This window comes from Streptomyces sp. A 4/2, from assembly GCF_940670765.1.
In the GTDB taxonomy this organism is placed as follows: domain Bacteria; phylum Actinomycetota; class Actinomycetes; order Streptomycetales; family Streptomycetaceae; genus Streptomyces.
In genome coordinates this window covers 79,393-102,058 of the sequence record NZ_CALNVW010000043.1, presented here as the reverse complement: position 1 = coordinate 102,058, position 22,666 = coordinate 79,393, and the positions used below count along the sequence as shown (strand labels likewise).

Sequence of the window (22,666 nt, the reverse complement as noted above, 5' to 3'; positions counted from 1 at the left end):
CCCGTTCGAGGCCGACGGGCATCGAACCAGAACCGACACCCGCCGCACCGCCTGTCGACCCTGGTTGTACAACCGTGGTCCGATGCCCGCGGGAAGGCACCTCGTTACGATCACGACATGTCCGTGACCCCGGCCCTGCCGTTGCTCAAGCGCGTGCCACCGAGCGCCTGGACCGCTCTGGCCTGGTGCGTGTCGGTCGCGTACCCCACGGTCGTTCTCGGTGGGACGCCGGACCGTTCCCTCTCCCACGCGGGAGGCACCGCCGGGCACCGGGACTGGGCGCTCCTCGGCGCAGCGTCCCTCATCGCGTTCAGCGCTGCCGCCCTGCTGAACCGGCGGCCACTGCTCTCGATCGCCCTGCTGACCGTGGCCACCCTCGCGGCGACGGATGCGACGCGCTCGAACGTACAGCTGCCACTGACCGCGCTTCTGTCCGTCGACGTGGCGCTCTGTCTGGTCACGGCCGCCCAGCCGCGCCGGACCTCCCGCGCCGCCCTGGCCATGGTGCTGGTCGTGCTGTTCCTGCACCTGGGTCTGACGCCCGCCAACACCTTCGGGCTGACGACTGCCACGTACGACGGTGCTCCGGCGCCGGGAACCCTGTTCGTCGTCGATCATTTCCAGGTGACCACCAGCCTGCCGCACATCGGCGTCTCGGACGAGGGCGTCCTGGCCGCCGTCATCGCCTGGCTGGTGGGCCGGTCGATACGCCAGTCCCGTGAGCACACCGAGATGTTGAGCACCCAACTGGCCGCGCAGGCGGTCACCGCCGAGAGGTTGCGGATCGCCCGGGAGATGCACGACACGGTGGCGCACAGCATCGGCATCGTCGCCCTGCAGGCCGGCGCGGCGCGGCGAGTCATCGACAGTCGGCCGGACCGGGCACGCGACGCGTTGACCGAGATCGAGACCGCGGGGCGGGAGACGCTGTCGGGGCTGCGGCGGATGCTCGGCGCGCTGCGCCGGGCCGAGCAGGACGCCGGCGCCGGGACCACCGCGTCGCGTCGGCCGCCGGGCCTGGCCGACCTCGACCGGCTGGCCGCCGCGACGACCGCGGCGGGCGTGCGGGTCGACGTCCGGTGGCGGGGCGAGCGGCGCCCGCTGCGGCCGGAGGTCGGCCTGGCGGTGTTCCGCATCGTCCAGGAGTCGGTCGCCAACGTGGTGCGCCATGCCGAGACCACCTCCTGCCAGGTGTCCATAGACTGCCGGACGGGCGACGAGGTGGCCGTCGAGATCACCGACCGGGGCGGCAGCCACGGCGCGACGCCGGGAAGTGGCTACGGCCTCGCCGGACTGCGCGAGCGGGTCGCCCTGCTGCACGGGGAGTTCCACGCAGGTCCCCGGACCGGTGGCGGCTTCCGGGTCTCGGCCCGCCTGCCCACGGTGGGCGAAGCGCCATGAGCATCCGCGTCCTGCTGGTCGACGACCAGCCGCTGGTGCGCGCTGCCCTGGAGATGGTCATCTCCGGCACACCCGGCGTCGAGGTCGCCGGGGAGGCCGGAACCGGCAGGGAGGCGGTTCGGCTGGCCGAGGAGCTGCACCCCGACGTGGTGGTGATGGACATCCGTATGCCCGGCATGGACGGCATCGAGGCAACCCGGTTGGTCACTGCGGGCCCGCGAGACACCCGCGTGGTCGTGCTGACCACCTTCGACGACGACGATTACGTCTACGCCGCGCTACGCGCGGGGGCGTCCGGTTTCCTGGTCAAGGACATGGCACTGGACGACATCCTCACCGCGATCCGGGTCGTCGCCGCCGGAGACGCCCTGATCGCTCCGAGCGTCACCCGCCGCCTGATTGCCGAGTTCGCCGGACGGCCCGAGACCGCCCCGTCCGCTCCTGCTCCCGCCTCCCGGAGAATCAGTGGCATCACCGGACGGGAGCGGGAGATCCTCACCCTCATCGGACGCGGCCTGTCCAACACCGAGATCGCCGCCGAGTCGGTCATCAGCGTGGCCACCGTCAAGACGTACGTGACACGGCTGCTCGCCAAGCTCGACGCCCGCGACCGCGTTCAGCTCGTCATCCTCGCGTACGAGACGGGCCTGGTGACGCTGCCCCGCTGACCACCGCACCCTGTCCGTCACGGGCCGAGCGGGCCGCAGACGGGAACAGTGGTGTCCCTGACGGCCTGAACTGGTCGTGGCCACGCGGCGGAAAGCAGGGCGAGGCCGGTCGAACGGGTGCTGATGGGCTCGCCGGGCCCGCTGGAGACGGGGATGATCCGGATATGGATATCCGCCTGTCCACGGCCCAGGGCCGCTGGGTCATCCTCACGACCGTGCTGGGCTCCAGCATGGCGCTGCTGGACTCCACCGTCGTCAATGTCGCGTTGCCTCACATCGGCGACGACCTGCACGCCCCACTGGCGTCCTTGCAGTGGATCAGTAACGCGTACACGGTCACGCTGGCCGGGCTGATTCTCCTGGGTGGCTCGCTCGGCGACCGTTACGGCCGCCGCAGGGTCTTCGTCATCGGGGTGGTCTGGTTCGCGCTCGGCTCGCTGTTGTGCGGTCTCGCGCCGACCACAGGAGTGCTGATCTTCGCGCGTGCCCTGCAAGGTATCGGCGGCGCGCTGCTGACGCCGGGCTCTCTCGCCATCATCCAGGCCAGCTTTCATCCCGACGAGCGATCGAGGGCCGTCGGCATGTGGTCGGGCCTCGGTGGCATCGGATCGGCGATCGGCCCGTTCGTCGGCGGCTGGCTCGTCGACGGACCCGGCTGGCGCTGGGTGTTCCTGATCAACCTTCCGCTCGCGGCGCTGTGCGTGCCGGTCGCCCTGCGACACGTGCCGGAGACGAGCGATCCACGGCACCACGGCAGGTTCGACGTGGGTGGGGCCTCGCTCGGCGCGCTCGCGCTGGCACTCCTGGCCTACTCGCTCATCGCGCAGAACGGGTGGGCCGGGGCGCTCGGTGTCGTAGGAGCGGTGTCGTTCGTGCTGGTGGAGAAGCGGCGATCGGACCCGATGCTGCCGCTGTCGATCTTCTCCTCCCACCTGTTCTCCATGGTCAACATCGTGACCCTCTGCGTGTACGCGGCTCTGGGCGGCTTCTTCTTCCTCGGCACACTGCAACTTCAGGTCGTGTCCGGCTACTCACCGCTGGCGGCCGGCACGGCCCTGCTGCCGACAACGGTGCTCCTGTTGCTGTTCTCGGCGCGGTCCGGGCAACTCGCGGACCGCATCGGCCCGCGGCTCCCGCTGACCGTGGGGCCTCTGCTGTGCGCAGGGGGCATGCTCCTGATGCTGAGGGTCGGCAGACACGCCTTCTATCCCACCGACGTGCTCCCCGCGCTGGTGGTGCTCGGCGCGGGCCTGGTCACACTCATCGCCCCGTTGACCTCGACGGTGCTGTCCTCCGTCGAGACTGCGCGGGCGGGCCTCGCGAGTGGCGTGAACAACGCGGCGGCGCGGGCGGCCGGCCTGATCGCGGTCGCTGCGCTGCCGTTCCTCACGGGGATGGGACCAGAGGCGTACCACTCCGCCACCGCCTTCGACCGGTCGTTCGACAAGGCCATGCCGATCTGCGCGGGCATCCTGATCGTGGGCGCACTCGTCGCCTTCCTCACCATCCGAAGGCCGACCCCCGCGGACCTGGCCCAGGTGCGCGCGGAGCCCGAGTGCCGGATGAGTTGCGGGCTGTCGGCGCCCCCACTGGAACCGGTCACTGCCGACGCACCTCCCGAACGACGGTAGGCCAGGTTGTAGGCGGCGTATCTCGTGGCGGTACCGGAGTCGCTCGAACCGGTGGAGCCAGGCGATGGTCGGCTCGACGCTCCAACGGGACGTTCCCAACCAGGAGCTGTGGGCGGCGCCCGGACCTGCGCCCGTTCGGCGCAACCTCCAACAGCCTTGCTCAGACGCCGGCTTCGACCCGGAACAAGCGTCAATTACAGGTTGACGACCCTCAATCGTCAACTTAAGATTGACGCATGAGTCCACTCGACATCAGTCTCGCCGACCTGATCGCCCGCCTCGACGAGGAACTCCCCGACGCCAACGGACTGTCCCGCATCAGCGAGGCGCGACTGCGCGCCCAGACCCTCTCCGACCTCGGTGACCAGCTCATCGACCACTACGTCAGCAAGGCCAAGCAGACCGGCGCGTCGTGGACCGCGATCGGCGACGCCATCGGGGTGTCCAAGCAGGCCGCCCAGCAACGCCACGCACCCGGCCCTTTCGAGCGGTACACCAACCTGAACCGGCACAGCATCGTGCTGGCACAGGAGGCCGCCCGCACACACAAGCACGACTTCATCGGCACCGAACACATCCTGCTCGGCCTGCTCGGCGAGCCGCGGGGCCTGGCATACGAGGTGCTGATCGCGAGGACCGAGTCGGAACAACTCATCCGCGACGCCATCGAGGAAGCGATGCCGCCGGCCGGCGAAAAGGCGCTGCGGGGTCACATCGCGTTCCGGCCGGAGAGCAAGGAGGCCATCGAGCAGGCGCGCCGCGCGTCGGCCGACCTCGGCCACGACTGGGTCGGCACGGAACACACGCTCCTCGGCCTGATCCAGGCCGAGGAGAGCCCAGCCGCGCAGATCCTGCGCAACCTCGGCTTCACGTCGGACGAGTTGCGCGAGACGATCAAGACCGAGATCACCAAGCGGTCCACCGCGCGCGACAAGCAGTGACGAACGAGCGGGCGGTCCGCACTCGATGGGACGCCCGCCCCCGCCCGCCGGTTCGAGGAGGCCGCGCCCGAGACGCCGCCAGCCTGACCGTCCAGGAGCTCGACGTCACCGGACCTGGCAATCGGTACATGTTGTCCCGCTGCACACTGACCTGACCTGCTCAAGGGGTGGGGTCGGGGCGGGAGACCCTGACATCACGGTCGATCAGCCGCGAGGGCTGCTGATCCGTTCGGGCTGGATCACATAGATCACCCGGACTTGCTCACGGCCGCCGAACCACGGGTAGGGCCCGCCGAGGTACTTCTGCGCGAGCGCCTCGATGTGGTCGACCGCCCCCTCAGTGGTCATACGCACCACACGGCCACGGATCTGCACGTAGGAGGTGGGATCCGAGGGGTCGGCGAGCGCGACGGCCACCCGCGGGTCGCGCGCGATGTTCCGGGTCTTCTGGTGCGACTCAACACTGTTGATCAGGACGTGCTCGCCGTCGGTGTCGACCCACGTCTGGGTGAGTTGGGGCGAGCCGTCGGGCATCGTGGTAGCGATGTAGCAGGTGATGGGGCGGCGCAGCAGCGCCACCACGTCCTCGCCGAGGTCTACGGGCACGGGGTTCTCCAGGGGTCGCTTCGCTGGGGTGCTGGGGCAACGGTAGCCACAGCGGGGAACCCGTTCCCCACCCCCTGGGGGCTTCGCGAACAACCCCCGTACGCTGCCCGGCCGTCAGCGCAGGACGACGCGACATGCGCCGGTCAGGTTCACGGCGCGCGTAAGTCGCCGGCAAAGGGCCACAGCATCGTGCAGGAGGGTCAGGCCCCCGCATCGTTTCTCCGCGGGGGCCTGACGCCTGCGTATCCGGAGTCAGTCGAGCGGGGCACTCTCTACCTGTGTGCCCGCCTCCACCTGAACAATGCCGAGCGCGGGTCAGGGACAGCCGGAGGAGATCTCCTGGAAGTTGTCGTAGTGGTCGCCCGTGTACCAGACGGTGCGGGTGTCGGGATCACGGACGAGGCGTTCCGCGTCGCGATGGGTGCCGGGGGTGCGGGGGTTGACGTCGTATTCGCGGTAATGGCCGTTCATGGGGAGGTCGTGGGAGCGGTTGCCGTAGACATTGCTGCCACGGATCACGAGCGGGGTGTTCACCACGGGGTAGTCGGTGGGTCGTTTCGCTGCCGGCCAGTCCATCTCCTTCCAGATCTCGCAGGCCTTCTTGACCTGCCCCGGAAACGCCTCGACCGGCTGCGGCGGGTCGATGACACCGACGACTCGGAGAGTCTGGCTCGACGGAGCACCGCTGGGTGTCCCGGCCGTCGCGGAAGAGACGGCCGGGAGAACGAGCCCGGTCACGAACAGAGCGGCGGCTACCGCAGCGCGCCGATTACGGATGAGAGTCATACCGACTCAAACCGGAAAGTGGCTGCCTTGGTAACGGCCGCCGCCGACGCGGAGCTTGGTCCCGGACCGGCCGTGCGAAACCGCCTTCTGCCGAAGGAAGATCCGGCAGGAGCCCAGCGTCAGCGGGCAGGACACCGTCGCGAACCCCCTTGTACGAGGCGAGCCGCCTGCTGAGTGCGGTCGGCTGCCGGTCAGGACAGGAGCCAGGCCTGGTTCTGACGACCACTGCACGGCTCGTTGTGGACCTTGTCGGAGTTGGTCACGTTGGCGAGGCAGTACGCCTGTGCGTAGCCGAGTTTGATCGTCGCGTTGCGGTTGCCGGTGGCCGACACCAGCCACGCCTGGTTCTGCCTACCGGTGCACGGCGCCGTATGGATCTTGTCCGTCTTCGTGTCGTTGGTCAGGCAGTAGCCCTGCGCGTAGCCGAGCCGGATCGTGGCGTTGCGGTCTCCTGTACGGGTGACGAGCCACGCCTGGTTCTGCTTACCGGTACACAGAGCGGTGTGGACCTTGTCAGTGTTCGTGTCGTTGGTCAGGCAGTAGCTCTGCGCGTATCCGAGCCGGATCGTCTCGTTGGGGTCGCCGGTGCCGGCGGCGGCGCTGCCGGTCAGGGCCGTGGAAGCCAGAGTCAGAACCGCCGCGGCCGTTGCGGCGACGCGAGTACTGGCGCGAAAGGTGGCGGTGCGGATGGTGACGGACACAGGGCAACTCCCGGAAGCAGACAGGGCCGTGTCCGCGCGGCGGAGGGGCACGCCCTCCCCCGCGCGGATGGGGATGGGGATGGGGATGGGGATGCACGTCAACCTAGCCACCACGTCGGGCCGTGCCCGGTCGAGACCCGACGATCTCACCCGCACGGCGCATTGCTGGGGCCTGTCAGGTCCGCTCCGCAGTCCCGGATCCCCGTCGGAGACGGCCCGGCCGTGTGTGTCCGTGGAGCCGATGTCAGAGGTAGGTCCTAGCCTCGTCCTCAGAAGGCTGACGCCGATACCCGGAGGGCTGCACCATGGCCGTGACGCCGCAGAAGATCACCACTTTCCTCATGTTCGAAGGCAGGGCGGAGGAGGCGATGACCTTCTACACGTCGCTGTTCGACGACGCGGAGGTCGTCGACATCTCCCGCTACGGCGCTGACGGCCCCGGTCCGGCGGGCACCGTTCAGCACGCCACGTTCTCCCTCGCCGGACAGCAGTTCATGTGTATCGACAGTCACGTCACACACGATTTCGGGTTCACCCCGTCGATGTCGCTGTTCGTCGGGTGCGACACCGAGGCCGAGCTCGACCGGCTCTACGCTGCCCTCGCCGAACAGGGCACGGAGCTCATGCCGCTGGGCTCGTACGGCTTCAGCGCCAAGTTCGGCTGGGTGAACGACCGCTTCGGCGTCTCCTGGCAGCTGAACCTGCCCGAGTGACAGTGAACTTGGCGCAGGAACCGGAGAGAGAAGGGGGACACGCTGCCACGCCACCCCGAACGTCGTGGCAACGTGCGTTTCTCCGGCGCCCCGGGCCGCCCGCTATCTCTCCTTCGGCGTCGCGTAGGCCCGCAGCCGCTCCTCACGGCTCGTCAGACAGCAGCTCGCACAGCGCACCGCCTCCGCGCTCGTGTAGTACAGACAGCAGGTGTTACGCAGATAGACCAGCCGCTCCGGACCGTCCGGAGACCGCCGGACCCGTGCCACCTCGCCCAGCGCCGCGAGTCCGCCGGGTGCGGTGTCCGCGAACTGCCGCCAGCGGGCGGCCAGCAGATCCACCTGGGCGCCGTACGCGCACAGCGCGGTGGCGCAGCCGTGGGCGATCCCGCCGCGCAACTGCCTGAGCCCGGCGCGGGTACGGCGGTGCAGCGCATCGGCGATCGGCAGCAGATGCCCGTCGAGCACGGTGCGGTGCAGCAGCCGTACGGGGTCCTCCCCGGCCCGGGGCACCAGCAGCCGGGACCGGCGCACCCGGACCCCGGCGATCCCGTGCGCGGCGGGGCGCAGCAGCCCATTGCCGGACCGCATGTCCGGGACCTCGTCGTACAGCGCCCAGTGGAGCACGGCGGCAGCGGTGACCCGGCCCGCGTACACCGCCATCAGGGTCAGCGCGGTCGCATGGCCGGTGCGGTGGCCGCTGCCGGCGCGCTCGCTCTCCAGCAGCCTGGACAGCTCGTCGCCCGCCGGGTCGGCCAGTCGGTCGGCCGCCAGCCACGGCCCGGCTCGGCCCGTGGACGGTTCGCCTTCGGTGACCTGCCAGCGTGGCCCGTGCGGCAGAGGCGTCCAGACAGGGAACGTGTTGTCGCTCATGACAGCGGGAGGTAGACGACGTGGGGAGCGCCGGTGACCGGGTGGACGCCGATCCGGGACCGCACCCCGTAGACCTCGGCCAGCAGTTCTTCCGTCAGCACCGCGTGCGGGGAGCCGGACGCCACCACCCGTCCGGCGCTGAGGACGAACAGCCGGTCGCAGTAGGAAGCGGCCAGGTTGAGATCGTGCAGCACCAGCAGATTGGTGGTGCCCAGCGTCCTCACCAGGCCGAGGATCTCCAACTGGTAGCGGATGTCCAGATGGTTCGTGGGCTCGTCGAGCGCCAGCAGTCCCGGGTCCTGGACCAGGGCGCGGGCGATCAGGGCCCGTTGCCGTTCCCCGCCGGACAGTTCCTCGAAGCGCCGGTCGGCCAGGGCCGCCGCGCCGACACGCCGCAGCGCCCGGTCGATGCGGTGGGCGTCGTCGGCGTCGTCCTGCTCCCAGAACCGCTTGTGCGGGCTGCGGCCCATCGCCACCACTTCTCGCACGGTCAGGCCGAAGGCACCGGGGCTGTCCTGCGGTACGACGGCGACGTGCCGGGCCCGTTCCTTCACACCGAGGGCCGCGGCGTCCGCCCCGTCCAGCAGGACCCGCCCCGCCACGGGGCGCAGGGCGCCGTACACGCAGCGCAGAAAGGTGGTCTTGCCACTGCCGTTCGGCCCGACCAGGCCGACCGTCTCGCCGGGGGCTGCGTCCAGCGCGACCCCGTCGAGCAGGGTGCGGCCGGCCACCTCGTAGCTGATCCCGTCGGCGGTGAGCGCCGTCGGGGACGGTGCCGGGCTCATCCGGTGATCCCTTCGGTACGGCTGGAGCGGCGCAGCAGCCAGAGGAAGAACGGGCCGCCCACCAGGGCGGTGACCACCCCGGCGGGGATCTCCTCGGGGGCTGCCACCGTCCGCGCCAGCAGATCGGCCAGCAGCAGGAAGACCGCGCCGCCGAGGGCGGTCACCGGCAGCAGTCTGCGGTGGGACGCGCCGACGATCAGCCGGGCGGCGTGCGGGATCATGAGGCCGACGAAGCCGATCGCCCCGCTGTAGGCGACCAGCACGCCGATGATCAGCGACACCAGCACGAAGACCAAGCCCCGGAAGCGGCCGGGGTCCAGGCCGAGGCTGCGGGCCCCTTCCTCCCCGGTCAGCAGCAGATCCAGCGGACGGGCCAGGCTGATCAGGAGTACGGCCCCCACGCCCAGGACCGCGGCGGGCAGGGCCAGTTGGTCCCAGCGGGCGCCGCCCAGGCCTCCCAGGGTCCAGAACATGATCGCCCGCACATGCTCGGCCCGGGAGGACAGCACCAGGATCAGGCTGGTGAACGCGGACAGCACGTACTGGATCGCCACCCCGGCCAGAATCAGCCGACCCGTCGTCATGGTGCCGCCGCGCCGGGCCATCGCGTAGACGGCGACCAGCGCGACCATGGACCCTGCGAACGCGGCGGCGGGCAGCGCCACATCGGTGGCCGCGCCCGCGCCGACCCCCAGCACGACGACCACGACGGCGCCCGCCGATGCCCCGGAGGAAGCGCCCAGCAGAAAGGGATCGGCCAGCGGATTGCGCACCAGCGCCTGGAGCACCGCGCCCGACAGGGCCAGCCCGGCGCCGACGACGGCCCCGAGCAGCACCCTGGGCAGCCGTACCTCCCACACGATCGTCGGGTAGGCACCGGTGTGTTCGCCGCCCAGTACGGTACGCAGCACCTCGCCCGGCGGAATCCGTACCGGGCCGAGCGCCAGGCCGGCCACCACTGCCGTGAGCAGCAGGACCGTGAGGACACCGATCACGACGGGTGTCGAGCGGAGGACGGTTTTCAGGCGGGTGCGGGCGGACTCCGCGCTCACGGGGTATCGGGGTGCAGCTGCCCGGCCAGGTCCTGCACGGCGTCGGCGACCCGGACGCCGAGCACGGCCGAGGACAGCGGGAGTACCGCGAACCTCTTGTTCTTGATCGCTGGTACGTCCGCGAGCGCCGGGTCGTTCAGCAGCCGCTTCTTCTTGGCCGCGACCGTGGTGCCACCGTAGTCGTAGATCACGACCACCTCGGGCCTGCGCTTGATGACCTGCTCCCAGGACACGTCGCCGAAGGTGTCGTCGAGGTCCGCGAAGACGTTCCTGCCCCCGGCGAGCCGGACGATCTCGTTGCCGATGCCGTTACCGCCCGCCGTGAACGCGGAACTGTCGCCGGAGTCGTACACGAACACCGAGGGATGCGAGGAGCCCTTGAGCTCTGTCTCGACCGCTCCGATCTTCTGCCGCTCCTCGGCGATCAGCTTCTTGCCGCGCTCCGGTACGCCGAAGGTCCTGGCGACCTGGGTGATCTCGGTGGCGAGCTGATCGATACCGACCTTTCCCCCGGTGCAGTTCTCGACGTTCAGCCGGGTGTTGATGCCGCTCTGCTGAAGTCCCGCCCGGTCCTCGCCCTTGGCCTTGTCGAAGGCGCTGCTGTATCCGCCGTAGACGAAGTCGGGGTTCGCGCCGAGCAGCACCTCCTTCGAGGGGTACTCCTTCGCCAGCACCTTGGTTCTGGCGTATGCGGCCCGGTACTTCGGCAGAATGCTGTCGTCCAGGTAGGCGGTCCCGGCCAGCCGGTCCTGGAGGCCGAGGGCCAGCATGACTTCGGTGGCGTGCTGGTTCATGGTGACGGCCCGCTTCGGCGGGGCGTCGAAGGTCGTCTTCGTGCCGCAGTTGGTGACCGTGTAGGGGAAACCGTCGGCGACCGGTACGGCCGCTGCCTTGTCCGCGCCGCCCGTGCCGGAGCCGCAACTGGTGAGCGGTAGCAGAAGCAGCGGTATGAGCGCGAGTGGTACACGGCGGATCCGGGGCATGGCCGAGCCTTTCCGGGGGATGTCCTCGTCCCCTGGTTGTACGGAGAAGGCGGCGCGGCCAGTGTCTGACTTCCGGGCTGTTGCAGCCCGGTCACAGTGGCGGGACCGTACCGGATTCACACCGGTTTCCTGACGCGCGTCGCCTGAGTTTTCGGGGCTCAGTCTGTCAGACCGCATATGCCGTTACTTTCCGGGCCGCGACAGGCGGTCGGAAGAGCGGTGGCGAAATGACGGCCGGGTACGGCCCGGCGAGCACGGCGCCGAGCTTCCAGCCGGGGTTCATCGTGTCGCCGACGCCGAGGTTGAACCCCTGACCCCCGAACGGCGCGTGCACGTGCGCGGCGTCGCCCAGCGGGCCGCCGCCTCTGCCAGGTGTCGGCAGGGGCGGCGGTGGAGGTGGCTTCAGGCGGCGGGAAGGGGCTGGAAGATCGCGGCCTGCTGCGGGACGCGGCGGGCGCTGCGGTAGGTGGTGATGCCGATGGCCAGGAGCCAGTAGCTCAGCAGGCCGCCCATGAGGGCGGTGGTACCCCAGCCGTTGGCGGCGTAGAAGTGGGCGGGGGCGTTCCCGAAGAAGAGGGACGGCATGAAGGCCAGGTTGATCCCGGCGAGCGTGTAGGCGCTGCGGTGGGCCCAACGGGACAGCAGGCCGCTCTTGCTGACGGCGTAGCCGAAGCTGCCCAGGAACATGGCCAGGAGCATGCGGGAGATCGTCCCGTAGAGGATGTAGGTGCCGGAGACGCTGATGGTGGGGTCGATCGGGTGGTCGGTGGCGATGACGGCCCCGGCTTCCAGGCCGCTGGAGACCAGCGTGACCACGGTGTAGGCGAGGCCGGACGCGAAGGCGAGCGTGCCGGCCCATTCCGCCTGGGGAGCAGCCCTCTTGACGAGTTCGCGGAAGGCGGTGGCGAAGACCAGAACGAGGCCCAGAGCGAGGATCCCGATCAGCAGGCGGGCCAGCACATTGGCTTGCGGCGGGGGGCCCGAGTAGACGAAGTACAGCGGTACCTCCAGGATCAGGCCCGCCGCTGCGGCGATCCCCACAGCCCCCGTGAAACGCCGGGCGACGATCTCGTTCATCGGATTCCCCTCAGTTCTCAGCGATGCGCTGCTGTCCATAAGGAGAAGCCTGTGCCCCGCGGGCCTCACAGTCTCTGGGCCTGGAACCCGTATCCAGGGGTGGGCCTGACACCACCCCTGGGCGGTCGCCCCGGCCGCGGCCCGGACGGACGAACGCTGACCTCAGGCAGGTGTTCTTGACCGGTCGCCACGTGAGGTCGAGTCGACATCGACGCGCCTCGGATGCCGCCCGGACTGGACGAACTGCGCGCCGAGCGGGACGCGCAGCGTGGGTGTGAGGGTTTCGGCGCATTCGCGGACAGGAACGTCGTGCACCTGCGGCGTGACTGGGACGAGGAGGACGATGAACCGGTCGTCTCGATGGTGCCCTTCTCGAAGCCGGGACCCGTTGCGCGCGAGAGGGAAGTCGATCTCCGAAAACTGGCAGGATCACTCGTACGGGATGGGCCCGCCGGCCTCTCGCACGGAACAATCCACACCGGGCGGACGCCATGCCGCCTGAACATCCGGTCGGCCGCCCGGCGCTGGCGTCACGGTCGGGGTTTGTTCGCGAACACCCATCGGTTGCCCGCCAGCGCGTCGTTCTGTTCGGGCAACGGGCCGCGTCCGTGGTGGCGGGTGAAGTCGAAGGGGGTACGAACCGATGTGGACCAGCCCTTGCTCCCCAGATCACCGGCGGAGTCGGGCCGCGGCTCTCTGTCGAACAGGTCGAGCAGGTCGATGCCGATCTGGTGTGTCGTCGAGGTGTAGAGCGGGCTGTCGCGGTACTCCAGCAAGTCCTTGTCGAGTTTGACCTCGAACGCCAGCGCGCTTCCTCCCGTGCTCAGCCGGTCCACCGTGTCGATGAGGTACGTCTCGGCGGCGGATGGCAGGTAGAACAGCAATCCCTCGGCCAGCCAGATGCTCGGTGCTGCCGGGTCGAAGCCCGCGTCGGCCAGCGCTCCGACCCAGTCGGCCCGCAGATCGACCGGGACGGGTACACGCGCCGCCTTGGGGGTGGCCGACAGTCCGTCGAGCACCTTGTGCTTGAACGCCAGCACGCCCTCCCTGTCGATCTCGAAGATCACGCAGCCGGGAGGCCAGTCGAGCCGGAACGCCCGGGAGTCCAACCCCGCCCCGAGCAGCACCACTTGGCGGGCGCCCGGCTGCACCGACCGGAGGAGGAAGTCGTCGAGGACCCTCGTCCGCAGACCGAAGTAGCGCGCGAATCGCCCCCACAGCGGGTTCGCGTCCCCGTCCGGAACCTGTTGCATGCGGACCGGCCAGCCGGCGGATGCCGGTGCGGCGAGCACGAAGTGCTCCGCGTAGATGTCCCGTGCCAGCGTGTCGTGGCGATGTGTCTCGATCGCCCGTGCCGCGGCGACCATGAGAGCGGTCAGGCCTACCCCTCCTTCCACGCCATCCACGCCATCCACACCGATGTTCCCGGGCGTTGTGCCGGCCACGTGTCCTCCATCGAGCTAGTTGCGACCACGAACAGTGAGGGACAGGAATGCTGGATCAGCGGCGGACGCACGGCGCCACCGCTCCGGGCGCCCGTTCCTCGGGGAGCGCCCCGTAGCGAGCAGCCCTGCGGCCACCCGGTTCCTCGGCCCGGCCGTCTCGGTGCGGGCGGTTCAAGGACCTGCCGTCATGCTGCCCGGTGACGGTCGATCGGCGTCGACCGGATGGGCAGGGGCATTGAACGCTTCGCTCATCGGCTCCTCCCCTCCGGAAGCAGAACCGGTTTGACCACGCGGCCCGCCTCGCAGTCGCGTTCGGCTTCGTTGATGGCGGCGAGCGGGTACGTACGGATCAGCTCGTCGAAGGGAAACCGCCCGGCCTGCCACAGCCCGGTCAGCCGCGGGATGAGCAGTCCCGGCACCGCGTCCCCCTCGCAGATGTGGGAGATTTCCCTGCCCCGGTCCAGTGCCCCCGGTTCGAGTGGCAGCGTGCTGTGGAGCCGGGCCACCAGACCGAGGTGGCCGGTCGGACGCAGGGCCCGGAGCGCGTCGTTGATCAGCCGGGCAGAGGCCGTGGTATCCAGCGCGAACTGCGCGCCACCGTCGGTCAGTTGCCGGATGCGGCCGGGCAGGTCGGTCGAAGCGGCGTGCAGCGGGATCGCGCCGAATCGTTCGGCGAGGGCCAGCCGTTCGGAGTGCCGGTCGACGGCCACGGTCACCGCTCCGGAGACCGCAGCCGCCATCACCGCGGCCAGACCGACCGCTCCTGCGCCGAAGACCGCGAAGGTGTCGCCGGGCCCGACACCCAAGGAGTTGAAGACCGCTCCGGCGCCGGTGAGGAAGCCGCAGCCGAGCGGTCCGAGAAGTTCGACGGGCAGCGAGGGGTCGGCCCGGACGGCATTGCGGGCCGGAACCACCGCGTACTCGGCGAAGGAGGACTGTCCGAACCACCGGGGGGCCAGTTCCTCCCCTGCCGCATCGGTGAACCGCGCGGCGTTCTCCTTGCGCCCTCCGAAGAGGTTGAGCGAGGCGAACGAGCCGCAGTAGGCGGGGGCAGCGTCCAGGCAGTTCCGGCAGCGTCCGCAGGAGTCGAAGCTCAGCACGACGTGGTCGCCGTTGCTCAGGCCGGTGTGCGGGCCGCCCGTCTCCACCACGACCCCGGCCCCCTCGTGGCCGAGCACCGCCGGCAGTGGCGAGCGGCCCGCCGAACGCCGGACCGCGAGATCGGTCCGGCACATCCCGCAGCCCGCGATCCTGACCAGGATCTCGCCGTCGGCCGGTCCCGTGTTCAGGATCACCTCCTCGACGGCGAATCGGCTCTCGTACGAGCGCAGTACCGCCGCGCCGAACCTCATCGTCATGCCTCCTCCGGACGGTGGACGACGAACGGTCTGAGGTTCCCGTAGAGCCCCCATGGCCCGCCCGCGACGCCGACGCCGCTCTCCTTGATGCCCGCGAAGGGCTGAGCGAGGGACAGTTCGGCGTGGTGGTTGATCCACGCCGTCCCGCACTCCAGCCGGTCGGCCACAGCCTCGGCCCGGTCGAGGTCCGTTCCCCATACCGATCCGCCCAGCCCGAAGGAGGTGCCGTTGGCGGCCTCGACGGCTTCGTCGGTGCTCCCGTACGGCAGCACCGGCAGGACCGGACCGAACTGTTCCTCCGTCACCACCGGGCTGTCGGGCGGGACATCGGCGAGGATCGTCGGGGCGTAGAAGTAGCCCGGCCGGTCCAGCCGGTGGCCACCGGCCACTGCTCGGGCACCGGCTGCCAGGGCCTGGGCCGTGCAGCGCTCCACCCGGGCCAGTTGGGGGGCGTTGTTGACGGGGCCCAGTTGCGTGCCCGGGTCGAGGCCGGCTCCGACAACGGCGGTCTTCGCGCGCTGCGCGAGGGCCTCGACCACGTCGGAGTAGAGCCGGGCCGGGGCGTAGACACGTTTGACCGCCATGCAGACCTGTCCGCAGTTACGGAACGCCGCCCAGAACAGCCGGTCCGCGATCCGTTCCACGTCCACGTCCTCCAGCAGGACGGCGGCGTCGTTGCCACCCAGCTCCAGGGTGACCCGGGCGAGCGACGCCGCCGCTCCCTCCGCGACAGCGCGTCCGGTGGGAATCGAACCGGTGAAGGTCACATGGCGGATCCCCGGATGGGAGGCCAGGCGGGCGCCGAGGGGTTCATGACCGGTGACGATCGTCAGTACGTCCTCGGGGAGGGCCGTGGCGATGACGGACCCCAGCACCCGTGTGGCCAAGGGCGTGAAGGGAGAGGGCTTGAGCACCACCGTGTTGCCTGCGGCGAGCGCGGGCGCGAACTTCGCCGACGCGAGCTGGAGGGGAAAGTTCCACGGGACGATCGCGGCGACGGGCCCGAGCGGTCGCCAGCGGATCTCGCTGCGTACCGGTCGGCCGTCCCTGATGGGCCGTGGCCTGGGGGCCAACTCCGCGAAGTAGCGCAGGCGGGCTGCCGTGCGGGCGATCTCCGCGTACGACTCGGCCAGGGGTTTGCCCTGTTCACGGGTGAGCAGCGGAGCGAGGTCGGCCCCGGCCGCCTCCACTGCGTCGGCTGCCGCGAGCAACGAGGTGGCACGGGTGACGGGGTCGGCCCGCCAGCTTCGCCAGGCCTCGTGGGCCCGGCCTACGACGGCATCCAACTCCTCCGGCTGCTGCTCGGGAGCCTCTTCGAATGCCTCGCCCGTTGCCGGATCGAGGACAGCGAAGCACTCGCCGAGGGTTCCGGGAGCGTGGCAGGGCTCACGTGTCGCCATGCCGGCGGTCAGCTCGCGGTGACGGCAGCTGCGGCTTCCCGGGCGTGACGGTCCATCTCCGCCCGGAAGGCGGCCACCAACTGCGGCTGGATCCTTCCGGTGTTGCGGTCGCCCCCCTCGCAGACCGCCCCACGCACCCCCACGATGTCCGTGCCGATGCGGGTCAGCACGCCGAGGTCGCCCGCCTTCACGCTGCCCGCGAGTGCGGCGAGCAGACCGGCCTCGTGAGCCAGCCGGACGAACTCCGCGCAGGCCTCCGGCGGAACGTGGTCGAACAGCCGCGTCCCGTCCTTGACAGCGGTGTCGAGCATGGCCGCGTCGCAGCCGGAACGACGGGCGATGTCGGGCAGTGCGAGCGGGTTGACGCAGCCGATCCGGTGCGCGTCGGCGTAGCCCGATGCGACGACGAGAGCGTCCGGCCGATAGTCCTTCACTGCCCGGACGACCCCTCGCATGACATCGATGGCCTGATCGGGCGTCGTACATCCGTAGAGGCCCACCTTGATGTACGTGGCTCCGGACACAGCAGCACCGAGCGCCGCCTGGGCCACCGTGCCGGGCTTGTACGGCACGTCTCCCACGGTGGCGGACACCGGTTTGTCCGCCGGGACCGCGTCGCGGATCTCTCTGATGACCCACGGATAGTTCGCGCCGAGCGAGCCCTCGTCGGGCTTCTTGACATCGACGATGTCGAGATGCTCCGCCGCCTTCGCGCAGTCGAGGGCCTCCTCGACGCTGTCCGGGGAGATGAGAAGCAACAACGTGGACTCCTTCCCCCGCATGTCCACCTGGCCAAGAGGCAAGTGCGCGGAGTCGACTGGATCCCTTGCGGTCGGCTCATCATCACTGCGGCCCGAAGGCACCGGTAGGGCGTGCGGAGTCCGGGCGGGTGTTGGCACGGTGTACCCAGTGCGCCGTGCACGCCGGTTCGAACCCGCTCCCGCCGAAACACGACAGAGCAAGCCGCGGACGACCTGACCGACGCCTCCGCCACGCTGAACGACGTCACTCAGCCGACGGACCGGATCAGCCGGCACGAACGGCCTGATCCGGTCCCACATCCCCTCACCGGTCACCAACCGGACAGACACACCCGATCAGCCGACCGGCCGAGCAAAGAGGCACGGGCTAGCCGACGGCCTTCCAATGGTCGTACGCGCTGACCATCTGGTAGGTGCGGTCGGGGCAGTAGAAGGAACTGTCCGGCGAGTCGTAGGTGGTATCGGAATTGGCCGACGACGCGGGAGTCCAACTGCCGTTGATCCGGACCGTGATGTTGCTGGACTCGAAGGTCTGGCCCGCCATGGCGTCGCAGGAATAGGCGCGGCCGGAGCTGCCCACCTGGGAGTACAACTCGTTGATGTCCCAGCCGGTGTCGCGGCCCGACTGGTTCTGGCCCGACTGGGTGAAGAGGGTGTCCCAGGAACCGGTCCGGTAGTTGTACAGCGCAGCGGTCCAGGAGTTGGTGGTCGCGTCGGTCTTCACGACACGGCCGGTGTACGCGCTGGAGGAACCGTCCGTGTAGGTACCCAGGAAGGCACTGTCGATGGGCACCGATGCCTCGAAGGTGACGCTCTGGCACCAGTCCCAGGCCGAGACCGATCGACCGGACAGCGTGTAGACGGTGACCAGTTCGACGCACGAGCCACCGGCCGGGTACATCGTGGGGGTGTAGATCGTCGTCGAGCCGTCCTGGATGTTCAGCTGCGTGGACACGGACTGGGTGGCGCAGGAGCCGTCACTGCCGTTGATCGCCTTGAAGGAGGTGCCCTGGGCCGGGTGTATGTCCGTCAGCAGACCGCGGTCGGGCGCGCCACCCCCCAACGGGCCCTTGTCGGCCACCCCTGAGGCGGGGTATCCGCGGGCCTCACGGTGGGCTCCGGTCAGGCCGGAGAGCTGGTGGTGCACCTGGTCGCGGGACAGCGCCCCGTGAACCGGGCGGCCGGAGTTGGCGGCTGCGGACGTGCAGACGTTCGCGGCCTGTTGCCGCGTGGTGGCGGCGTGACCGCCGGTGGGTGCCGCGGCTGCGGAGGCACTGCCGAGACCGCAGGCCAGGATCAAAACAGTGGCGGCGCCGAGCGCGGCCGCCATGGAGTTCAGACGTCTCACGGGGTGCGTTCCTCTCAAGGGTGGGGGCCAAGGAGTACGCAGAAACCATGCTCATGACAGAACGCGGAGTCAATCGAAACAGGAATCCTTGCCCAGCTCTTGTCCGATCAGCGTCACGACGAGCACGAGGAGCGGACCGGAGATCGCACCGAGGTTGCCCGCCATGCGCCGCGCCGCGCTCCGGGGACAGGGCACATGACGAAGTGTGAGGGGGATGACAACACTGCGGGCGCGCAGCAACACAGGTCTTGTTCCCACCCGTTGGGGTGGTGGGTCCCGGGACCCGGCCCTGTCGGCGCTTCTCCGTTCACCAGGTCAGGGAGCGACTGTGTCACGGATGGCCTGGAGCGCGGCTTCGAGGGTGGGCGCGGTCAGCTCGTGGCCGGAGAATCCGTCGTCCTCGCCGGGGTCGACGGTCCAGCCCCAACCGGTCTCCGGGTGCCCGTCGATCGTCGCGGCGTGCCGGCCGACGTGGACGGTGACCGACAGGTTCCCGGCGGGGAACTCCTTCACATCGGGGTGCGTGTCGCCGAGGACGCGGCGGATCGTGTCGCGTGCTTCCTGCTCTGTGGTCATGGGGTTCCTCCGGGGTGACGGTGAGGACGGGCGTGCGGCCGTCCGGATCGTGAGGGTGCGCCGACCCACGGTCAGGGTCGGGGAGCCGGCTCCGGGTTGTCGGTCGGTGTCCCAGCGGGTGGGAACCAGGTATCGACGTCCACCGGGAGACTCTAGAGGCCGGGGCCGTCCTGTGATCGCGAACGGGGCCGAGATCGGATCACTCCGATCGTGACTGTGCGGTGGAAGGCGCAGACCCCTTCTGCCGTGCCGGACGGCGACGGTTCGGGGGTCTTGAATTGGTTGAGCGTGCGCTCGGCCTCGTTGCGGCTTCTACGGATCTCGCCGTCGACGGTGGCGGGCCGGCCGCCTTGCCCCACCGGTCAGATGTGACGAGGAAGGCCAACGACCGCATCCGCCTTCACCGATGAGGTGGCCCTTGCAGGTCGGTCCCCCGGGATCGCCCGAGTCGCAGAAATCGCTCTCGACGTGATCGTCCAAATCCCGGATCGGAGCGACATTATGCTGTCCACATGGTTGAGTCGTTGCCCTCCGTGGTCGCGGGTCGGTGGCGGCCGAGTGCCGGGTTCGTCGTTCGCGCAGGGCGTCGCACGCTCGTCGAGTCGTTGTATCTCCTGACCGCGCCTTTCACCGCCGCCGCCGGTCTGCTGCTGATGGTCGGCGGCCTGTGCGTCGCAACGGTCGGTTCGTTGTTGCCGGGAGGATCGCCCGTAGCGGCCCGTTCTCTGGCACTGGCGCGGTGGTCCGGCGATCTGGAGTGGTGGCGGATCGGCACGGTGCGTTCCCGGACCGACGGCACACGAGGAGCGGGCCGGCGGCCCAGGTCGAAGGAGACGGCCGACGCGACCGGCCCGGGGCTGTGGCTCGACCTGGCACACGCGGTGTCGGTGCTCCCCGTCGTACTGGTCACCTCGGTGGTGACGGTCCTGTGGTGGTTCGTGGGAGCCGCGACCGCCACGTACCCCCTGCGCATCCAGGTCACCCCCGGGTCGCTGCGGCCCATGACCCTGTACGCGGGCAGCGACCGGTCCCACATCGCCTTGAGCCTGGGACTGACGGCGCCGACCGAGCGGCTCGTCTTCGCGATCACGGTCGGCGTGCTGCTGCTGTTCACCCTGCCGCTGGTGACCCGGGTGTGCGTCGCCGCTCAGGCCGGTCTCGGGCAGGCGCTGCTGTCCAGCACGTCCGTGTCGCACCGCCGGACCGGCAGATCGGGGCAGGGGCGCGACACCGCCCGTGGACAGGCCGCCGCAGCGGTGACGGCCGAGGCGGTCGCCCTGCGCCGGCTCGAACGCGACATCCACGACGGCCCCCAACAGCAACTGGTCCGGCTGGCGATGGAACTGGGCCGCGCCCAGCATCACTTCGACAGAAAGCCGGAACTTGTCCGGGCCGCACTCGCCGACGCGGTCGTCCAGACCCAGGAGGCGCTGGACGAGCTACGGGCCCTGTCACGCGGCATCGCCCCGCCGGTCCTCACCGACCGAGGACTGCGCGAGGCGCTCTCCGCTCTGGTCGCTCGCTGCGTCGTACCCGCCGAGCTCGACGCCGGTCCGCTGAGCCGCCAGTTGGACGCCGGCGTCGAGACAGCCGCGTATTTCGTGGTCGCCGAGGCGCTGACGAACGTGGCCAAGCACAGCCACGCCCGCCGGTGCACGGTCGGTATGCGCCACACGGGGGAAATCCTGCGGGTCCGGGTGACGGACGACGGAGTGGGTGGTGCGGCGTTGGCCAAGGGACACGGGCTGCAGGGGTTGGCCGACCGGGTGCACGCGGTCGGCGGCCGACTGCGCGTCGACAGTCCCGAGGACGGCCCGACGACGGTCACCGCGGAGCTGCCATGTCGCTGACCTCGGACGAAACAACGCCTGGAGCACCGTCGTACCCCGCGCACCGGGATCCGCTGCGGATCGTCGTCGCCGATGACGCGGTGCTGCTGCGCGAGGGCCTGGTCCGGCTGCTGACCGAGGACGGTCACGAGGTGGTGGCGGCGGTCGGCGACGGCCCTTCCCTGGTCGAAGCGGTGCTCGCACACCGCCCGGACGTGTCGGTCGTCGATGTCCGGATGCCGCCGACGCATACGGACGAGGGCCTGCGGGCGGCGGCCACCGCCCGCAGACAACTGCCCGGCACCCCCGTGCTGGTACTCAGCCAGTACGTGGAGGTGTCCTACGCCGCCGACCTGCTCGCGGACGGTTCCGGCGCGGTCGGCTATCTGCTCAAGGACCGGGTCGCCAAGGTCGAGGAGTTCCTGGACACCCTGGACCGCGTGGCCCGTGGCGCGACGGTGCTCGACCCACAAGTCGTCGCCGAGTTGCTGGCCGGACAGCGGCGGGACGACCCGCTGGGCGCACTGACCGCGCGTGAACGGCAACTGCTGGCGCTGATGGCCGAGGGCCATTCCAACACGGCCATTGCCCGGCGAATGGCGCTCTCCAACAGCGGGGTGGAAAAGCACATCGGCAACGTCTTCGCGAAGCTCGGCCTACCGCCCGATGACACCCAGCACCGCCGGGTGCTCGCCGTTCTCGCCTTTCTCAATGCCTGACGGCGGCCTCTCACCATCCGCCTTCGAAGAAGGCCAGAAGCGCAGGTGCCGGGTCGGCCGTGGTGGTCGTGTTCGCCACAGCGACAACGATGACGACCAGGGACAGCAAGGCCGAGACAAGACCGAACGACCTGAACACGCGCCGTGTTCGTCTGTCGGACGCCCCGGTTCTCGCAGACCTCTTCCACGACACCGCACTCATCCCGATGAGGACGACCGCCACCGTCGTGGCGGCCACGGCTATCACCGCGTGGTACCGGGAGAAGTCACTGACCATCACCTCCAGAGCAGGCGGAGTTCGGTCACCGGTATTCGGGTAGTCGGCAAGGTGCTGCCTGACCTGGTGGAGCGTATCGGCGAGTTCCCCGTGGGGCCCGTGTACCGGCAGCATCGACAGCAGCGAGGAGAACGGCGCCGTCGCACCCTGGATGTTGGCCATGACCATCGCCGACGAGAACACCGCGAGCGCCGTGACGACAGCCGCGGCCGACGCGAGAGCGAACCTGCTTGCCGCCCCCAGCCCCCCGGCCCGCAGAAATGCCTTCCAGAGAAGAGCGCCGAGCGCGATGAGCACGGCCAGCAGCATCGCAGCGATCACGGCTTTGACCACGTGGTAATGACGCCAGTAGTCGACGGCCCGCTCCAAACCGGGGGGAAAGGTCCGGTCGCCGGAACTCCAGTAGTCGACGAACGACTTGGAGAGGCTGTCGATGAGGCCTTGCTGACCGCCGAAGCCGCCGCCCGACGTGCTCGCCGCCAAGGGGCGAGGGGCGAGGACGAAGGCCGGGACGAGGGCCGTGGCGAGAGCGCCGAGCACAGCGAATGCGCGACCGGAACTGCCTCCGGATCGAGAGGGTCCGTGCCTGTGGGTGGGTCGTGCCGTTGTTGTCATGCTGATGACCATTTCGCAGCGGCGCTCGCCCGGTCACTGCGGTCCGCCGCCCACTTGGGGTGTGGCCTGCCACACCCCCCAGCCATGGTGTGACTCCGCGATGGCGTGAACTCCGCATGTGAGT

Annotated in this window: 23 protein-coding genes, 1 pseudogene and 1 riboswitch; of the genes and pseudogenes, 7 read left to right on the top strand and 17 right to left on the bottom strand. The window is 69.9% G+C overall.

Annotation, left to right across the window (positions count from 1 at the left end):
* Window positions 1-117 precede the first annotated feature (117 nt).
* From NBY69_RS29690 to NBY69_RS29670, 4 genes are all read left to right on the top strand, one after another.
* Entirely contained in the window at window positions 118-1,401 is a 1,284-nt protein-coding gene (locus NBY69_RS29690) for a sensor histidine kinase (protein ID WP_250304982.1), read from the top strand.
* Window positions 1,398-2,069, top strand: coding sequence for a response regulator transcription factor (locus NBY69_RS29685; RefSeq protein WP_250304981.1), 672 nt, complete (start codon window positions 1,398-1,400; stop codon window positions 2,067-2,069). The genes NBY69_RS29690 and NBY69_RS29685 overlap by 4 nt, the downstream gene beginning before the upstream one ends.
* Before the next feature lie 164 nt (window positions 2,070-2,233).
* Window positions 2,234-3,700, top strand: coding sequence for an MFS transporter (locus tag NBY69_RS29680; RefSeq protein WP_250304980.1), 1,467 nt, complete (start codon window positions 2,234-2,236; stop codon window positions 3,698-3,700).
* A 236-nt stretch (window positions 3,701-3,936) separates the two neighbouring features.
* Entirely contained in the window at window positions 3,937-4,641 is a 705-nt protein-coding gene (locus tag NBY69_RS29670; protein WP_250304979.1) for a Clp protease N-terminal domain-containing protein, read from the top strand.
* Between the two features lie 204 nt (window positions 4,642-4,845).
* Here NBY69_RS29670 and NBY69_RS29665 read toward each other — a convergent pair whose 3' ends face one another.
* From NBY69_RS29665 to NBY69_RS29655, 3 genes are all read right to left on the bottom strand, one after another.
* Entirely contained in the window at window positions 4,846-5,247 is a 402-nt protein-coding gene (locus NBY69_RS29665) for a PPOX class F420-dependent oxidoreductase (RefSeq protein WP_250304978.1), read from the bottom strand.
* Window positions 5,248-5,562: 315 nt separating this feature from the next.
* Complete coding sequence (locus NBY69_RS29660) at window positions 5,563-6,033, bottom strand: ribonuclease domain-containing protein (RefSeq protein ID WP_250304977.1); 471 nt, start codon at window positions 6,031-6,033, stop codon at window positions 5,563-5,565.
* Between the two features lie 191 nt (window positions 6,034-6,224).
* A complete protein-coding gene (locus tag NBY69_RS29655; protein WP_250304976.1) occupies window positions 6,225-6,734 on the bottom strand; it encodes a ricin-type beta-trefoil lectin domain protein in 510 nt (169 codons plus the stop codon).
* 305 nt (window positions 6,735-7,039) lie between these two features.
* On the opposite strand from NBY69_RS29655, the gene NBY69_RS29650 reads away from it, so the two are divergent.
* Window positions 7,040-7,447: a VOC family protein gene (locus NBY69_RS29650; RefSeq protein WP_250304975.1), complete on the top strand. Its 408-nt coding sequence runs from the start codon at window positions 7,040-7,042 to the stop codon at window positions 7,445-7,447.
* A gap of 102 nt (window positions 7,448-7,549) precedes the next feature.
* On the opposite strand, the gene NBY69_RS29645 is transcribed toward NBY69_RS29650, so the two are convergent.
* The 13 genes and pseudogenes from NBY69_RS29645 to NBY69_RS29590 form a co-directional block, all read right to left on the bottom strand.
* On the bottom strand, window positions 7,550-8,317 hold the full coding sequence (locus NBY69_RS29645; RefSeq protein ID WP_250304974.1) for a (2Fe-2S)-binding protein: 768 nt from the start codon (window positions 8,315-8,317) through the stop codon (window positions 7,550-7,552).
* Window positions 8,314-9,102 carry an ABC transporter ATP-binding protein gene (locus tag NBY69_RS29640; protein WP_250304973.1) on the bottom strand — a complete coding sequence of 263 codons (789 nt, stop codon included), beginning with the start codon at window positions 9,100-9,102 and terminating at the stop codon, window positions 8,314-8,316. Before NBY69_RS29640 ends, NBY69_RS29645 begins: the two co-directional genes overlap by 4 nt.
* Window positions 9,099-10,154 carry an iron ABC transporter permease gene (locus NBY69_RS29635; RefSeq protein WP_250304972.1) on the bottom strand — a complete coding sequence of 352 codons (1,056 nt, stop codon included), beginning with the start codon at window positions 10,152-10,154 and terminating at the stop codon, window positions 9,099-9,101. Before NBY69_RS29635 ends, NBY69_RS29640 begins: the two co-directional genes overlap by 4 nt.
* On the bottom strand, window positions 10,151-11,137 hold the full coding sequence (locus NBY69_RS29630; protein WP_250304971.1) for an ABC transporter substrate-binding protein: 987 nt from the start codon (window positions 11,135-11,137) through the stop codon (window positions 10,151-10,153). Before NBY69_RS29630 ends, NBY69_RS29635 begins: the two co-directional genes overlap by 4 nt.
* 38 nt (window positions 11,138-11,175) lie before the next feature.
* Window positions 11,176-11,328, bottom strand: a riboswitch (cobalamin riboswitch).
* A gap of 44 nt (window positions 11,329-11,372) precedes the next feature.
* Window positions 11,373-11,486: pseudogene (locus tag NBY69_RS29625) on the bottom strand (FAD-dependent monooxygenase); the annotation flags it as partial.
* Window positions 11,487-11,539: 53 nt separating this feature from the next.
* Window positions 11,540-12,214, bottom strand: a complete 675-nt coding sequence (locus NBY69_RS29620) for a hypothetical protein (RefSeq protein ID WP_250304970.1) — start codon at window positions 12,212-12,214, stop codon at window positions 11,540-11,542.
* Between the two features lie 530 nt (window positions 12,215-12,744).
* A complete protein-coding gene (locus NBY69_RS29615) occupies window positions 12,745-13,659 on the bottom strand; it encodes a class I SAM-dependent methyltransferase (protein ID WP_250304969.1) in 915 nt (304 codons plus the stop codon).
* 248 nt (window positions 13,660-13,907) lie between these two features.
* A complete protein-coding gene (locus NBY69_RS29610) occupies window positions 13,908-15,011 on the bottom strand; it encodes an NAD(P)-dependent alcohol dehydrogenase (RefSeq protein WP_250305048.1) in 1,104 nt (367 codons plus the stop codon).
* A 2-nt stretch (window positions 15,012-15,013) separates the two neighbouring features.
* Window positions 15,014-16,417 (bottom strand): aldehyde dehydrogenase family protein, encoded by a 1,404-nt coding sequence (locus NBY69_RS29605; protein WP_250304968.1) that lies wholly within the window; start codon window positions 16,415-16,417, stop codon window positions 15,014-15,016.
* 8 nt (window positions 16,418-16,425) lie between these two features.
* Window positions 16,426-17,178: a (5-formylfuran-3-yl)methyl phosphate synthase gene (locus tag NBY69_RS29600; RefSeq protein ID WP_250304967.1), complete on the bottom strand. Its 753-nt coding sequence runs from the start codon at window positions 17,176-17,178 to the stop codon at window positions 16,426-16,428.
* A gap of 367 nt (window positions 17,179-17,545) precedes the next feature.
* Window positions 17,546-18,526, bottom strand: a complete 981-nt coding sequence (locus NBY69_RS29595) for a hypothetical protein (RefSeq protein ID WP_250304966.1) — start codon at window positions 18,524-18,526, stop codon at window positions 17,546-17,548.
* A 69-nt stretch (window positions 18,527-18,595) separates the two neighbouring features.
* Window positions 18,596-18,721 carry a hypothetical protein gene (locus NBY69_RS37435; RefSeq protein WP_266644643.1) on the bottom strand — a complete coding sequence of 42 codons (126 nt, stop codon included), beginning with the start codon at window positions 18,719-18,721 and terminating at the stop codon, window positions 18,596-18,598.
* Between the two features lie 120 nt (window positions 18,722-18,841).
* On the bottom strand, window positions 18,842-19,102 hold the full coding sequence (locus NBY69_RS29590; RefSeq protein WP_250304965.1) for a hypothetical protein: 261 nt from the start codon (window positions 19,100-19,102) through the stop codon (window positions 18,842-18,844).
* A 512-nt stretch (window positions 19,103-19,614) separates the two neighbouring features.
* On the opposite strand from NBY69_RS29590, the gene NBY69_RS29585 reads away from it, so the two are divergent.
* Both NBY69_RS29585 and NBY69_RS29580 read left to right on the top strand, forming a co-directional pair.
* Window positions 19,615-20,952, top strand: coding sequence for a sensor histidine kinase (locus NBY69_RS29585; RefSeq protein ID WP_250304964.1), 1,338 nt, complete (start codon window positions 19,615-19,617; stop codon window positions 20,950-20,952).
* Between the two features lie 53 nt (window positions 20,953-21,005).
* Window positions 21,006-21,650, top strand: a complete 645-nt coding sequence (locus NBY69_RS29580) for a response regulator transcription factor (protein WP_250305047.1) — start codon at window positions 21,006-21,008, stop codon at window positions 21,648-21,650.
* Window positions 21,651-21,660: 10 nt separating this feature from the next.
* Here NBY69_RS29580 and NBY69_RS29575 read toward each other — a convergent pair whose 3' ends face one another.
* A complete protein-coding gene (locus NBY69_RS29575) occupies window positions 21,661-22,467 on the bottom strand; it encodes a hypothetical protein (RefSeq protein WP_250304963.1) in 807 nt (268 codons plus the stop codon).
* Between the last annotated feature and the right edge of the window lie 199 nt (window positions 22,468-22,666).

Excerpts from the sequence above, each read along its gene's own strand:
- NBY69_RS29585 (WP_250304964.1), top strand. The coding sequence starts at position 19,615 with ATGGTTGAGTCGTTGCCCTCCGTGGTCGCGGGTCGGTGGCGGCCGAGT.
- NBY69_RS29630 (WP_250304971.1), bottom strand. The coding sequence starts at position 11,137 with ATGCCCCGGATCCGCCGTGTACCACTCGCGCTCATACCGCTGCTTCTG.
- NBY69_RS29610 (WP_250305048.1), bottom strand. The coding sequence starts at position 15,011 with ATGAGGTTCGGCGCGGCGGTACTGCGCTCGTACGAGAGCCGATTCGCC.
- NBY69_RS29590 (WP_250304965.1), bottom strand. The coding sequence starts at position 19,102 with ATGACCACAGAGCAGGAAGCACGCGACACGATCCGCCGCGTCCTCGGC.
- NBY69_RS29690 (WP_250304982.1), top strand. The coding sequence starts at position 118 with ATGTCCGTGACCCCGGCCCTGCCGTTGCTCAAGCGCGTGCCACCGAGC.
- NBY69_RS29605 (WP_250304968.1), bottom strand. The coding sequence starts at position 16,417 with ATGGCGACACGTGAGCCCTGCCACGCTCCCGGAACCCTCGGCGAGTGC.
- NBY69_RS29620 (WP_250304970.1), bottom strand. The coding sequence starts at position 12,214 with ATGAACGAGATCGTCGCCCGGCGTTTCACGGGGGCTGTGGGGATCGCC.
- NBY69_RS29640 (WP_250304973.1), bottom strand. The coding sequence starts at position 9,102 with ATGAGCCCGGCACCGTCCCCGACGGCGCTCACCGCCGACGGGATCAGC.
- NBY69_RS29680 (WP_250304980.1), top strand. The coding sequence starts at position 2,234 with ATGGATATCCGCCTGTCCACGGCCCAGGGCCGCTGGGTCATCCTCACG.
- NBY69_RS29645 (WP_250304974.1), bottom strand. The coding sequence starts at position 8,317 with ATGAGCGACAACACGTTCCCTGTCTGGACGCCTCTGCCGCACGGGCCA.
- NBY69_RS29650 (WP_250304975.1), top strand. The coding sequence starts at position 7,040 with ATGGCCGTGACGCCGCAGAAGATCACCACTTTCCTCATGTTCGAAGGC.
- NBY69_RS29660 (WP_250304977.1), bottom strand. The coding sequence starts at position 6,033 with ATGACTCTCATCCGTAATCGGCGCGCTGCGGTAGCCGCCGCTCTGTTC.
- NBY69_RS29670 (WP_250304979.1), top strand. The coding sequence starts at position 3,937 with ATGAGTCCACTCGACATCAGTCTCGCCGACCTGATCGCCCGCCTCGAC.
- NBY69_RS29685 (WP_250304981.1), top strand. The coding sequence starts at position 1,398 with ATGAGCATCCGCGTCCTGCTGGTCGACGACCAGCCGCTGGTGCGCGCT.